Genomic DNA, 13,049 nt, shown 5'->3' with positions numbered 1-13,049 from the left:
GATTGCCGTTCGGTGATCGCGAAGTGGTCACGTTCCGGCCTCGGAACAGGCGGGCCCCGCCGAACGGCCTCGGCACAGCGGACCCCCGGCGGTTTGAGAGAGTGACCCCATGAACGCGGACACCACGGGAACCCATGTCGTCGTCGCCGGAGGCGGTATCGCCGGACTCGCGGCCGCCCACCGGCTCGCCACCGCGGGCCACCGGGTGACCCTCCTCGAAGCGGGCGGCCGCCTCGGCGGCAAGCTGCTCGCCGGGGAGATCGCCGGAGCCCCCGTGGACCTGGGCGCCGAATCACTGCTCGCCCGCCGCCCCGAGGCCATCGGCCTCGCCAGGGCCGTCGGCCTCGGCGACCGCCTCCAGGCCCCCGCCACCACCACCGCGTCCGTGTGGTCCAGGGGCGGACTCGTCCCCATGCCCAAGGGCCACGTCATGGGCGTCCCCGGCGCCCCCGAGGCCGTCGAGGGCCTCCTCTCCGAGGAGGGCGTCCGCCGTGTCGGCCGGGACGTCGAACTGCCCCCGACCGAGATCGGCGACGACATCGCCATCGGCGAGTACGTCGCCGCCCGCATGGGCCACGAGGTCGTCGACCGGCTCGTGGAACCCCTCCTCGGCGGCGTCTACGCCGGAGACGCCTACCGCATCTCGCTGCGCGCCGCCGTCCCCGGACTCTTCGACGCGGCCCGCTCCCACCCCACGCTCACCGAAGCCGTCCACGCCGTCCAGCGGGCCGGAGCGGCCGTCACCCCCGACCCGGCGGGCGCCGCCACCGGAATCGGCGGCTCCGTCTTCCTCGGCATCGAGGGCGGCGTCGGCACCCTGCCCGGCGCCGTCGCCGCCGCCGTCCGCGCGGCCGGTGGCGAGATCCTCACCGACGCGCCCGTGACCGCGCTCCGCCGCACCGAAGGCGGCGGCTGGCAGGTCGTCGTGGGCGGCGACCGCGTCCTCGACGCCGACGGCGTCGTCCTCGCCACCCCTGCGGGACCCGCCGCCGGCCTCCTCGCCGACCACGCGCCCACCGCCGCCGGTGAACTGCGAGCCGTCGAGTACGCCTCGATGGCCCTGGTCACCCTGGCCTTCCGGCGCGCCGACATGCCCGCCCTCAGCGGCTCCGGCTTCCTCGTGCCCCCCGTCGACGGGCACACGATCAAGGCCTCCACCTTCTCCTCGCAGAAGTGGCGCTGGGTCGCCGAAGCCGCCCCCGACCTCTTCGTGCTGCGCACCTCCGTCGGCCGCCACGGCGAGGAGGACCAGGTGAACCGAGAGGACGCCGACCTCGTCACCGCCTCCCTCAAGGACCTCGCCGCCGCCACCGGGCTCGCCGCCCGCCCCGTCGCCACCACGGTCACCCGCTGGCTCGACGGACTGCCGCAGTACCCGGTCGGCCATCTCGCCCGGGTCGCCCGGGTCCGCGAGGCGGTCGCCGCGCTCCCCGGACTGCGGATCGCCGGTGCCGCGTACGACGGCGTCGGCATCCCCGCCTGCGTCGCCTCCGCCCAGCGCGCGGCGGACGAGATCATTGCCACGTCGCAAAGGACCGACCCCGGTGCGGGGCACTCCCTGTGACGGGCGAGAATAGGCGTATGAGTGCGCCCGAAAAGATCCCGAACGCCGGTAAGAAGGCGAAGGACCTCAACGAGGTCATCCGCTACACCCTGTGGTCCGTCTTCAAGCTGCGCGACGTTCTCCCCGAGGACCGCGGCGGCTACGCCGACGAGGTCCAAGAGCTGTTCGACCAGCTCGGGGCCAAGGACATCACCGTCCGCGGCACGTACGACCTGTCCGGTCTGCGCGCCGACGCCGATGTGATGATCTGGTGGCACGCCGAGACGAGCGACGAGCTTCAGGAGGCGTACAACCTCTTCCGCCGCACCCGTCTGGGCCGCGCCCTTGAGCCGGTCTGGTCGAACATGGCGCTGCACCGCCCCGCCGAGTTCAACAAGTCGCACATCCCGGCCTTCCTGGCCGACGAGAACGCCCGCGACTACGTCTCGGTCTACCCGTTCGTCCGCTCCTACGACTGGTACCTGCTGCCCGACGAGGACCGGCGCCGGATGCTCGCCGACCACGGCAAGATGGCCCGCGGCTACCCCGACGTGCGCGCCAACACGGTCGCCTCCTTCTCGCTCGGCGACTACGAGTGGCTCCTGGCCTTCGAGGCCGACGAGCTGCACCGTATCGTCGACCTCATGCGCCACCTGCGTGCCTCCGAGGCCCGGATGCACGTCCGCGAAGAGGTGCCGTTCTTCACCGGCCGACGCAAGAGCGTCGCCGATCTGGTGGCGGGCCTGGCCTGACGGCCCCCGCGAAAGACCTGGTGGCGGCCCGGCTCCCGGCCGGGTGCGCCACCCCTCGACCCGGAAGATCAGACGACGGGCGGCACCATGTGCCCGCCGTTCCAGCGACACCGGGTCCGGCTCCGGGTGCGGCGCGCTGCCAGCGCGCCGCACCGGCGTCATTTCCGGGACTTTTCCCGGACTGCCAGGGCTTCCCCCGACCCCGTGCCCCCTACAGGGGTACCCCTTACGGGGACATCCCTTACAGGGCCTCAGTCGCTCGAACTCGAACTCGAACTCGAACTTGAGCCACCGCAGGAGCTGGAGCTGGAACTCCCGCACGAGCTGCCGCCTCCGCCGCAGCTCGAACCCCCGCCGCAGCCGGAGTCCGAGGAGCAGGACCCGCCTCCCGAGCACGAGCCGCCGCCCGCTCCGTACACGCTGTTCCCCGAGCACCACACGGTCTCCGTCGCGAGACCGTCGTCCGCCCAGGAGACGTGCGACCGCCGACGCCGCCCGCGCCGCATCGACCGGTCGAGCCTCGCGGCGGCGAGGAGCTGTTCCCGCAGCGCCGGATCCGGCACGGCCGAGAGCCCGCGCAGGGCCACCGGAAGAGCGGCGTCCGCCGGAGCGGCGTGGTCCCGCTCGTACGCGGAGACCGCCCGGCGCCCGGCCGGGGTGGCCCGGCCCGAGGCGAGCACCCCGCAGACCAGGGCCGTGACCCCGGCGAGGAACAGGGCGGGCAGCACCTTCACGAAGAACGGGACCACCGGCTCCGTACCCGCGAAGAACATCCCCGACGGCTCCGTCTCCGGAAGGAACACGCCCGGTTCCTCCACGGCGACGAAGAAGCCCACCACCGTGATCATGATCGTCACGGGGGTCAGCAGCATCGCCGAGGTGCCGAGGACGAAACACCGGCGGAAGTTGCCGCGCTGGGCCGCCGGAGTGACGAGGAGCCCCCGCGTGGCGAGCCCGATCCCGATCTCCTGGACCGCCGGGTGCCGCATCACGGCGCGCCGGAGTCGGTGCAGGGGCGCGTGCGGCGCCGCGGCGTGCGCTGCGAGGACGACGCGTTCCACCGGGTCGTACGCGGTGGGGCGGACGACGGCCACGACGCCGGGGCCGCCGACCGTCAGCCGGCCGTCGGCGCGGAGCGCGGTCAGCGCGGTGTCGGCGACCCTGGCCGGGCCACCGAGGAGGAAGGCGGCCTCGTACCGGTCGTGAACGGGTCCGTCGGGGCCGCGCCGGGACCGGCGGAGTCCGGCGACGACGAACCCGGCGCCGATGAGCGCGCCGAGGTAGTAGAGCGCGATCAGGATGTTCACGGGCACTCACCTCCCCGACAGGGCGTGCCGGGCGGCTCGGACCAGGCGGGTCGCGCGGCCGGGCGGACGGTCGCCGGAGCGGTCCCGCCACCACGCGGTCAGCCGCCGCCGGGCCGCCGCGTCCTCCGGCGCTCCGGCCGCGAGCAGATGCGCGGCGAAGTCGAGCGCGTCGCGGCGGTAGCCGCCGGTCATGGGGCGGGACCTGGCGTACGCGAGGAACGCGGGCCGGAAACCGGCGCCGAGGATCTCGGGCAGCTCGGGCGCCACCTTCGCGACGACCCCCGCCCGCTTGGCGGCGAGGGCCCGGCTCTGCACCCCGAGCCGTCTGCTGTCGAAGCCCTCGGGCACCGGGGTCCCGGCCACGAGCGCCGAGAGCAGCGCCACCTGCCGGACGGCGACCCGCTGCCGGGCACCGTCCGTGACACCCGGACCCGCCGTCCCGCCCGTACCCGCCGTGACACCCGGCCCGGCCGTCCCCTCCACCGCCGAGAAGCCCCCACCGGGCAAGGTCTCAGCGGGCAGGTCCCCACCGTCCGCACCGGGTATCGCCTCGTCAAGGAGCAACCCACCCGGAGTCACGCCACCCGGAGTCACGCCACCCGGTGTCACGCCATCCGGTGTCACCCCACCCGGAGTCGCTCCACCCGGCATCACCCCGCCCGAGGCGCGGGCGCCCGCGCCGATGAGCAGCGGGTGGGTGAGGGGGTGGGCGAGGGGGCGGGGGAGCGGGTGGGTGCCGGGCGTGACACGGCGGGAGGCGCGTATGCCGTGGCGGGTGGCCGCGCGGGCTCCCGCCACGGTCGCCCTGATCGCGGTCAGCTCGTCGGCCAGCTCCTCCGCCGGGGGAAAGTGGTCGTCCCGTTCGAGCAGGACGCCGGGCGGCTCGACCCGTCCGGCCAGATCCGCCAGGACGTCGAGGACGGCCCCCGGTACGGGGTGCGCGTGCGTGTCGTGCCAGACCCCGTCCCGCTCCACGCCCCCGGCCACGTGCACGTACGCGATGGCCTCCACCGGCAGCTCGGACAGGGCGCGCGCCGGGTCCTCGCCCCGGTTGACGTGATTGGTGTGCAGATTGGCGACGTCGACGAGGAGCCGTACCCCCGTGCGCTCCACCAGCTCCGCGAGGAACCGGCCCTCCGACATCTCCTCGTCCGGCCAGGCGACGAGCGCCGCGATGTTCTCCAGGGCCAGCGGTACGGGCAGCGCCTCCTGGGCGATGCGGACGTTCTCGCAGAGCACGTCGAGCGCGTCCCGGGTCCGGGGCACCGGCAGCAGATGGCCCGCTTCGAGAAGCGGTGTCGCGGTGAGCGGCCCCCCGGCCCGTACGAACGCGATGTGCTCGGTGACCAGGGGCGCCCCCAGCGCCACCGCCTTCTCGCCGAGCGCCGCCAGACGCGCGGGGTCGGGGCGGTCGGCGCCGCCGAGCCCCAGCGAGACGCCGTGCGGCACGACCGTGACGCCGCGCTCGCGCAGTCTGGTCAGCGCCTCGGGCGGATGGTCGGCGCAGATGTTCTCCGCGACGACCTCCACCCAGTCGATGCCGGGCAGACCCTCCACCGCTTCCGCGATCTCGGGACGCCAGCCGATGCCGATGCCGAGTTCCGTCATGTCCCCCTCCTTCGGTTCTCGTATCCCACGTGATGACCCCGTGGGGTACGTCCGAACCCCGGAGGGGGGACGTTCAGAGCTTCATTTGAGGTTCCCGGGCCCGGACCTGGCCGTTCCGGCCCGGACCCGGCCACCGGGCCCGTCAGTAGCCGTTGCCGGGCGGAGTGGTGGGGGTGGTCGTGCCGGACGGGGTGCCGCCGACGGTGATCTCCGTCTTCATGCCGAGGTCCTTGTGCCCGTCGATGGGGCAGAAGACCTGATAGACGCCGGAGTCCAGCCGTACCGTCAGGGTCATGGACTGCCCCGGATCCAGGGTCGAGCCCCGGTCCCTGCCATTGGGTCCCTCCAGCTCCAGGGCGTGCTGATGGTGGCCCTCGTTGCGCACGGTGAAGGCGTATGTGCCCGGGTGGTACGTCTGCGTCGAGAGCTTGATGTGATAGTCGGACAGCACGGCCGTGACCCGGTTCACGGTGGTGGAGGCCTCCGGGGGCGCGATCGCGGTGCCGCCGCCCCCACAGGCGGCGAGCAGGGCGGCGAGACCGCCCGCAGTCAGGCCGAGGAACACGCGTCGACGGGTGGACGGGATGGTCATGACTCGGTCCTCCGATCGATGCCCCGCGGAGGTACGGAGGTACGGCGGTGCCCTCGCGGGGAGGAACGAGGCGTAGGGGCCCTCTCTCCGGCACATACCCGCAGGGGCGCCGCTTACCGGACCGAAAGCGCAAGCCCCCCGACAGCCCTAAGCCCCCAGTCGTAGCCCCGCCGCGAATCGCCCGCTGCCCTCGGAGACGACCGTCTCGCCCGGGGCGATCTCCGTGAAGCCCGCGTCCCGTACCACCGGGAGGTCGCTCGCCGTCAGTGCCGCCCACTTTCCGGGCGGGGCCGTGCGGACCGCGAGGGGGAAGCCCGCCGCGCGCCAGGCCGTACGGTCCGCCTCCGGCATCGCCCACCACAGGAGCTGCGCCCCGTGCCCGGCCTGGGCCATCGACTTGCCCGCCGTCATGTCGAGCTTCGGGTTGAACCAGAGCGTCACCGCGTCCTCGGGGACCGGACCGGGCGGGGCCGGGTCGTCGAGGTGGGTGCCGGAGACCTGGAGGCGCGCGAGGTCCTTGGGCCAGCCGTCGAGCGGGACCGGCGGGAAGACGCGTACCTCCGCCTCCTTCCCGGTGACCGTGATCCCGGGGAGCGCCTCGGCGCGCCGCCACTCCGCGCCCCGGGCCCGGCGCACCACCTTGCGGATGCGGGCGTCCTCCCAGTCCGTGATCGCCCGCGCCCACTCCCCGTCGCCGAGCGACCGCTCGTCGGAGAGGATCTCCAGGACGGCGCGCGCGGCGGTCTCCAGGGCGTCGGTACGGGCCGGGGGCGCGTCCCGTTCGATCCGGACCACCAGAGGGAGGACGAACTGGGGCTTCTCATCGCGGAGATCGGTGTCGTTGCTGCTCACCCGGCAAGTCTGCCACCCCCGTACGGGATGCTTGTTGTGGGAACGGAGGCCTCCGGGTCAGGATGCCCCCATGAAGAGCGATCTTTTCGCCGGAGAGCACCTTGCCGAGACGTCCGACTTCCCGGGGATGACCCTCCAGAACGCGAAGTCGGTCAAGTACACCGTCGACGGCGAGATGCACGCGCGCCAGGGCTCGATGATCGCCTATCGGGGCGATCTCCAGTTCGAGCGCAAGGGGCAGGGCATCGGCGGACTGCTCAAGCGGGCCGTCACCGGCGAGGGGCTCGCGCTGATGGCGGTGCGGGGCCGGGGCGAGGTCTGGTTCGCGCACGAGGCGCAGAACTGCTTCATCGTCGAGATAGAGCAGGGCGACGCGTTCTCCGTCAACGGTCGGAACGTGCTCTGCTTCGACCCCACCCTCCACTACGAGATCAAGACGGTGAAGGGCGCCGGTATGACCGGCGGCGGCCTCTTCAACTCGGTCTTCTCCGGCTACGGGAAGGTCGCCCTGGTCTGCGAGGGCACCCCGATCGTCATCCCCGTCACCCCGCAGGTCCCGGTGTACGTCGACACCGACGCCGTCGTCGGCTGGAGCCGGCAGCTGCACACCTCGCTGCACCGCTCGCAGTCGCTCGGCTCGATGATGCGCGGCGGCTCCGGCGAGGTGGTCCAGCTGAAGCTGGAGGGTCAGGGCTTCGTGATCGTCCGGCCCAGCGAGGCGACCCCGCAGAAGACGGCCAATTGAGGCTGGAGGGGGTCGGGCGCCGCTACGGCCTCCGGGGGCCCTGGAGCCTGCGCGAGGTCACGCTCGACCTTCCCGCCGCCGCCCTCGTCCGGGTCGGCGGCGCCAACGGCAGCGGCAAGTCCACCCTGCTCCGGCTGCTTGCGGGGGTCGACGCGCCCACCGAGGGCCGGATCACCGGACGCCCGGCCCGTACCGCGTACGTCCCCGAGCGCTTCCCCGCCGCCCTGCCGTTCACGGCGCTCGGCTATCTGGTCCACCTCGGCCGGCTCCAGGGCCTCGACCGGACGGCCGCGCGCGCCGGGGCGGGGGAGTGGCTGGAACGCTTCGGTGCCGCCGGGCACGCCCGTACCGCCATGGCGGAACTCTCCAAGGGCACCAGCCAGAAGATCGCCGTCGCCCAGGCGTTCCTCGCCGGGCCCGGTCTGTTGGTGCTCGACGAGGCATGGACGGGCCTCGACCCGGAGGCCCGTGCCGTCCTCGACGAGGCCGTCCGGGAGCGCCGGGCGGCGGGCGCGACGGTCGTCTTCGTCGACCACGACCCCCGCCGTCTCGCGGGCGAGGCGGATCTGACGTATGCGGTGGGGGAGCGGGGCGTACGACGCTCGGTGCCGGGGGTGCCGGGGGTGCCGGGGGTGCCGGGGGTGCCGGGGGTGCCGGGGGTGCCGGGGGTGTCCGGGGAGCCGGGGAAGCATGGGGAGTACGGGCGGGGGCCGGTGGTATCCCCGGCGTCCGGGGCGCCCCTAGGGGAGCCGCTGCCCCACTTGGCGTCCGGCGAGCCCGTAGGGGGTCCCTTGTCCCGCCCGGCGTCCGGCGAGCCCGTACGGGAGCCGCTGCCCCACTCGGCCTCCGGCGAGCCCGTAGGGGGTCCCCTGTCCCGCCCGGTGCCCGGCGAGCCCGTACGGGAGCCGCTGCCCCACTCGGCGTCCGGCGAGCCCGTACGGGGTCCCCTGTCCCGCCCGGCGTCCGGCGAGCCCGTACGGGATCCCCTGACCCCCTCGGCGCCCGGCGAGCACCTACGGGATCCCCTGACCCCCTCGGAGGCGCGGCGTCCGGCGGACCCTGCGGACCCCGCGGACCCCCCGCACCCCCCGACCCCCGGGTCTCCGCCCCGTCTCCGCGTGCGGATCACGGCCGCCCCCGGCCCCCACCCCCTCCCCGGGGCCCTGCCGGGGGACCCGGTCACCGCCCCGGGGTGCGGCGCCGCCACGGTCCTCACCGTGGACGCGTCCCACTCCGACGCGCTTCTCGGGGCCCTCCTCGCGGCCTCCTGGCACATCCGCCGCCTTGAGGAGGCGGAGGAACCCGAAGGGACGGTCACCGAGGCCGGGCCCGCCGATCCGACGGAGGCGGTACGGGCATGACCGCGCTGGTGCGGTACCACTCGGGGCTGCTGCTGCGCTCGCAGCGCTGGCTGGCCCCCTTCCTGGCGTACGCCGCTCTCCTCGGCGTCGGCATCACCCTCGGCGAACCGGTCCTCGGCGCGCTCGGGTTCGCCGCCGCCGTGCTCCTGCCGGTGACCGCCTGGTCCGTACGGATCTGCCTCTCCCAGGAGCCGCCCGCCGCCCGGAGCGTGGTCGTCGCCGCCGTCGGCCGGGGCAGGGCGCATCTCGCGGCGCTGCTCACCGGGGCGCTCTGGCCCCTCCTCGTGGGGGTCTGCGCCGTGCTCCTGGTGACCGTGACCGGCGACCGGCGCGGGGTCGGGGCGGCCGCCGCCACCGTCGCCGGGCTTCTCGCGGTGCTCGCCTGCGCGGCCACCGGCGCCGCCGTCGGTGCGCTGGCCTCGCGTCCCTTCCTGTCCGCGCCGGGCTGGTCGGCGGTGGCGCTCGTGTTCGGTTCGCTGCTGGCCCTGGTGACGACCGGTTCCCCGGCGAAGCACGCGGTGGCGGCGCTCGTCACCGGAGCGCGGACGGCGACGGCCGACCCGCCGTGGCTCGCGGGCGGGGGCGCGCTGCTGCTGGCGGCGGGTGCGGCCCTCCTCGCCCGCGCGGCCACCGCGCGCCTGGAGTGAGCCCCGCCCGCCACCGCACGTCCGGGGCGGGCCGGGTCAGCGGCTCATCAGCTCCGAGACCTTGACGAAGCGGTAGCCGCGCGCCCGCAGCTCGGGGACGATCCGGTGGAGCGCGGTCTCGGTGGCGGGTGCGGCGCTGCGGGTGCAGTGCAGGACGACGAGGGAGCCGGGCCTCACCCCGGCGAGGACCTGATCGGCGACGGCGTCGGGGTCCTTGGCGAAGGCGTCGCCGCCGACCACGTCCCACTGGACGGCGGTGACGCCGGTGGGGGCGAGGGCGCGCCGGGCGGTGTCGTCGTAGCAGCCGCCGGGGAAGCGGAAGTAGGGGACGACGTTGACGGCTCCGACGTCCCGGAAGGCGTCGAAGGCGCGCTGGACGTCGGCGGCCATGTCGGTCTCGGCGACGGTCGGGAGGCCGTAGCAGGGGGACGAGAAGGCGTAGTGGCTGTAGGAGTGGTTGGCGATCTCGAAGCGCGGGTCGCCGCCGATGGACTTCGCCTGGTCGGGGTACTCCTCCGCCCAGCGGCCCGTCATGAAGATGGTCGCGTCCACCTTGAGCCGGCGCAGGGTGGCGATGAGCTGCGGATTGTCGAAGTGCTCGCCTCCGGCGGCCCGGGGGCCCTGGTCGGCGGTCATGTCGGCGTCGAAGGTGAGGGCGACGACCTTGTCGGTGCTCTTGGCCCGGTGGGTGTAGACGGGGACGAGACCGCCGGGTCCGGGGGCGAGGGTGGGCGGGGTGGTCCGGTCGGGCGCGGGCCGGGGCGCGGCCGTGGAGGTCGCCGACGCCGTGGAACCCACCGCGCCCACTCCGGCCGTCGAGCCCACCGCGCCCGTGCGGGCCGCTCCGGACGGTGACGCGCTCTCGACGGCGCCGGTCCGCGCCTTCGCCGGTGCCGGATGCTCGCCGCCGCCTCCGCCGTTGCCGTCACAGCCGACGCAGCCGAGAAGAACAGCACCCAGAAGACCAAGCACCGTCAAATTCCGCGCAGAAATGTTCACGAGCGGAAGTTAACCGATCAAAGTGGCGAGTCCGTGCAACAGGGCAGCCGGAACGCCCGAGTCCACGCGCCGAGCTGACGGACCCTCGGCCATCAGGTGGCGAGCAGCCGTGCCCGGCACTGCGCCACGTCGAAGTCGCCCGGCGGGTACCGGGGGTCCAGCTCCTCCAGACAGGCGAGCAACAGCTCGCTGATCGCCCAGTTGCGGTACCACTTGCGGTCCGCCGGGACCAGGTACCAGGGGGCGCCCGGGGTCGTACAGCGCTCCAGGGCGATCTCGTACGCCTCCCGGTAGGCGGGCCACAGCGCCCGCTCCTCGATGTCGCCGGGGTTGAACTTCCAGTGCTTCTCGGGATCGTCCAGACGTTCGAGGAGCCGCTTGCGCTGTTCCTCGTACGAGAGGTGGAGGAAGACCTTGACCAGCGTCACGCCCTCGTCGGCCAGGGACTTCTCGAAACGGTTGATGTGCCCGTAACGGCGGTTGAGCTGCGGGCGCGGGACCAGCTCCCGGACCCGGGCGATGAGCACGTCCTCGTAGTGCGAGCGGTCGAAGATGCCGATCTCGCCCGGCTCGGGCAGCGCCCGCATGATCCGCCAGAGGAACGGATGGTTCAGCTCCTCCCGGGTCGGCGCCTTGAACGCCCGGATGCGGCAGCCCGAGGGGTTGAAGAGCCCGATGACGTGCTTGACCGTGCCGCCCTTGCCGCTGGTGTCCATGCCCTGGAGGACCAGCAGGATCCGCCGCTGGTCACCGGCGGCGGAGGCCGCGTACAGGCGCTCCTGGAGCTTCGCGAGCCGGGGCCCGAGGGCCGCGGTGGCGGCCAGCCCCGCCTTCTTGTCGGCGGGACCGCCCGGGGTCGCACCCGCGTCGTACGCCGTGAGGTCGACCCGCTCGCCCTCGGGCAGCCGCAGCAGCTCCCGCAGCGACGTCCCCCCGTCCCCGCTCGTCCTCGCCACCTCGGCCCCTTTCGCCGCGCCGCCGCTCCCTGCCGATTTCTGCCGATGCCTATCGGTATCTGTCAGTGATCTGTCGGTATATGTCGATCCTGCGACGGAAACCGGCCGTCCGCGCGCTCGCGGACGGCCGGGCGGGGGACCGGAGGGCTCAGCGCCAGGGGCCCGTCACCGCGAACGTCGTCCCCGGCGTGTAGCAGTTGACGTACATCGTCGACCGGTCCGGCGAGAACGTGACGCCCGCGAACTCGCCCCACTCCGGCGCCCCCGGCGAGCCGATGTCCTGCGCGCCCCGGGCGACCGCGTACACCTCGCCCCGCTCGCTCACCCCGAAGACGTGCTGCGCCCCCTCGCCGTCCTCGCAGACCATCAGTCCCCCGGTCGGTGCCAGACAGATGTTGTCCGGGGACTCGCCGGGCAGCCGCACGTCGGTGCTCGGGCCGAAGACGACGACGAGGGTGAGCCGGCGCCGCTGCGGCTCGTACTTCCAGACCTGCCCGAAGTGGGCGGCGCCCGAGCCGTCCTTGAGGCGCGCGAAGGAGGAGACGAAGTAGACGGCCCGCCCGCCCCAGTAGCACCCCTCCAGCTTCTGGGCGTGGGTGATGCCCCGGGGGCCGAAGTCCTGAAGCCGTACGGGGGTCACGGCGGCCGACGGATCGGGTACGGGGACCCACTCCACGCCCTCGAAACGGGTCCCGGTCTCCTGGACGACCGACAGGTCGGGCACCCCGGGCACCCGCATGGCCTCCAGGGTGCCGCCCGCGCGCAGCGAGCCCGTGCCGCCGAGCGGACGGCGGGGCAGGAAGCGGTAGAAGAGGCCGAAGGGGTGCTCGAAGGCGTCCTCCGTCTCGTAGACGATGCCGCTCGCCGGGTCGATCGCGACCGCCTCGTGCTGGAAGCGGCCCATCGCGGTGAGCGGGACGGCCCCGGTGCGGCGCGGCTCGGCGCCGTCGACCTCGAAGACATAGCCGTGGTCCTTGGCATAGCCGTTGGTCCCGGCCCTGTCCTCGGTCTCCTCGCAGGTCAGCCAGGTGCCCCAGGGGGTGGGGCCGCCCGCGCAGTTGACCGCGGTCCCGGCGATGGCGACCCGCTCGCCGAGGACCTCGCCGCGGCCGTCGAGTTCCAGGACCGTACAGCCGCCCTTGCCCGCCGGGTCGTAGGTCAGACCGGGGACGGTGGGGACGGGGACCTTGCCGGTGACCCGGTTCTCGTGGTTGCGGACCAGGAGCACCCGGCCGCGCCGCCCGGCGAAGGCGCCCATGCCGTCGGGGTTGCTCGGGACGGGCCCTTCGCCGGAGCGGAGCGGGTCGCCCTCGCGGGAGAGGACCCGGTAGCGGAAACCGGCGGGGAGGTCGAGCAGCCCGTCGGGATCGGGGACGAGCGGACCGTAACCGGCCGGGGAGACCGGCCCCGCGCCTGCTTCCGGGGGGAGCGGCCGGGCGCCGGACGCCGCGCTCGCGCTGCCCGTGAAGAGTTCGGAGAGGGCGCCGGTGAAGGCGATCCCGGCGGCGGAGGCACCGGCCCGGGAGAGGATCTGACGTCGGGTCGCGGACATGAGGCAACCACTTCCTGTTGGCGGACAGGTGGGTGTGACGCGTGACCCGCATGTGTGTACCACGCACGGGGGTGGCCCGTGAACCATGCGGGTCCGCGTCGCCTCAAGTGGAGGAGGACCGGGCGGAAGTGCTCG

Annotated in this window: 11 protein-coding genes and 1 pseudogene; 5 read left to right on the top strand and 7 right to left on the bottom strand. The window is 74.1% G+C overall.

The annotated features are described in order from the left end of the window. The first annotated feature begins 109 nt into the window (after positions 1–109). Together hemG and hemQ are read left to right on the top strand one after the other, a co-directional pair. A complete protein-coding gene (hemG, locus tag BU197_RS14595; protein WP_188268699.1) occupies positions 110–1,564 on the top strand; it encodes a protoporphyrinogen oxidase in 1,455 nt (484 codons plus the stop codon). A 17-nt stretch (positions 1,565–1,581) separates the two neighbouring features. Next, a complete protein-coding gene (gene hemQ / locus BU197_RS14590) occupies positions 1,582–2,295 on the top strand; it encodes a hydrogen peroxide-dependent heme synthase (RefSeq protein ID WP_188268698.1) in 714 nt (237 codons plus the stop codon). Between the two features lie 251 nt (positions 2,296–2,546). On the opposite strand, the gene BU197_RS14585 is transcribed toward hemQ, so the two are convergent. The 4 genes from BU197_RS14585 to BU197_RS14570 all read right to left on the bottom strand — a co-directional run bounded on the left by BU197_RS14585 (position 2,547) and on the right by BU197_RS14570 (position 6,654). Next, positions 2,547–3,602, bottom strand: a complete 1,056-nt coding sequence (locus tag BU197_RS14585; protein WP_317452118.1) for a TIGR04222 domain-containing membrane protein — start codon at positions 3,600–3,602, stop codon at positions 2,547–2,549. Between the two features lie 6 nt (positions 3,603–3,608). Further along, complete coding sequence (locus BU197_RS14580; RefSeq protein ID WP_188268696.1) at positions 3,609–5,210, bottom strand: DUF692 domain-containing protein; 1,602 nt, start codon at positions 5,208–5,210, stop codon at positions 3,609–3,611. A 142-nt stretch (positions 5,211–5,352) separates the two neighbouring features. Continuing rightward, positions 5,353–5,802, bottom strand: coding sequence for a copper-binding protein (locus tag BU197_RS14575; protein ID WP_188268695.1), 450 nt, complete (start codon positions 5,800–5,802; stop codon positions 5,353–5,355). Between the two features lie 147 nt (positions 5,803–5,949). Further along, a complete protein-coding gene (locus BU197_RS14570) occupies positions 5,950–6,654 on the bottom strand; it encodes a peptidyl-tRNA hydrolase (RefSeq protein ID WP_188268694.1) in 705 nt (234 codons plus the stop codon). Positions 6,655–6,724: 70 nt separating this feature from the next. Here BU197_RS14570 and BU197_RS14565 point away from each other — a divergent pair, with 70 nt between their 5' ends. The 3 genes and pseudogenes from BU197_RS14565 (at position 6,725) to BU197_RS14555 (ending at position 9,407) form a co-directional block, all read left to right on the top strand. Then, entirely contained in the window at positions 6,725–7,399 is a 675-nt protein-coding gene (locus BU197_RS14565) for an AIM24 family protein (RefSeq protein ID WP_188268693.1), read from the top strand. Then, positions 7,396–8,055: pseudogene (locus BU197_RS14560) on the top strand (ATP-binding cassette domain-containing protein); the annotation flags it as partial. The gene BU197_RS14565 and the pseudogene BU197_RS14560, both read left to right, overlap by 4 nt. Before the next feature lie 701 nt (positions 8,056–8,756). Next, a complete protein-coding gene (locus tag BU197_RS14555; protein ID WP_188268692.1) occupies positions 8,757–9,407 on the top strand; it encodes an ABC transporter in 651 nt (216 codons plus the stop codon). A 36-nt stretch (positions 9,408–9,443) separates the two neighbouring features. Here the strand turns inward: BU197_RS14555 and BU197_RS14550 are convergent, their stop codons facing one another. The 3 genes from BU197_RS14550 to BU197_RS14540 form a co-directional block, all read right to left on the bottom strand. Beyond that, a complete protein-coding gene (locus tag BU197_RS14550; protein WP_223184080.1) occupies positions 9,444–10,385 on the bottom strand; it encodes a polysaccharide deacetylase family protein in 942 nt (313 codons plus the stop codon). Between the two features lie 113 nt (positions 10,386–10,498). Further along, entirely contained in the window at positions 10,499–11,362 is an 864-nt protein-coding gene (locus tag BU197_RS14545) for a PPK2 family polyphosphate kinase (RefSeq protein ID WP_188268691.1), read from the bottom strand. A 148-nt stretch (positions 11,363–11,510) separates the two neighbouring features. Continuing rightward, complete coding sequence (locus tag BU197_RS14540) at positions 11,511–12,914, bottom strand: alkaline phosphatase PhoX (protein ID WP_188268690.1); 1,404 nt, start codon at positions 12,912–12,914, stop codon at positions 11,511–11,513. Positions 12,915–13,049 lie beyond the last annotated feature (135 nt).

The organism is Streptomyces sp. CBMA291 (assembly GCF_014596525.1).
Classification (GTDB): Bacteria; Actinomycetota; Actinomycetes; order Streptomycetales; family Streptomycetaceae; genus Streptomyces.
This window is presented reverse-complemented; position numbering and strand designations above follow the sequence as displayed.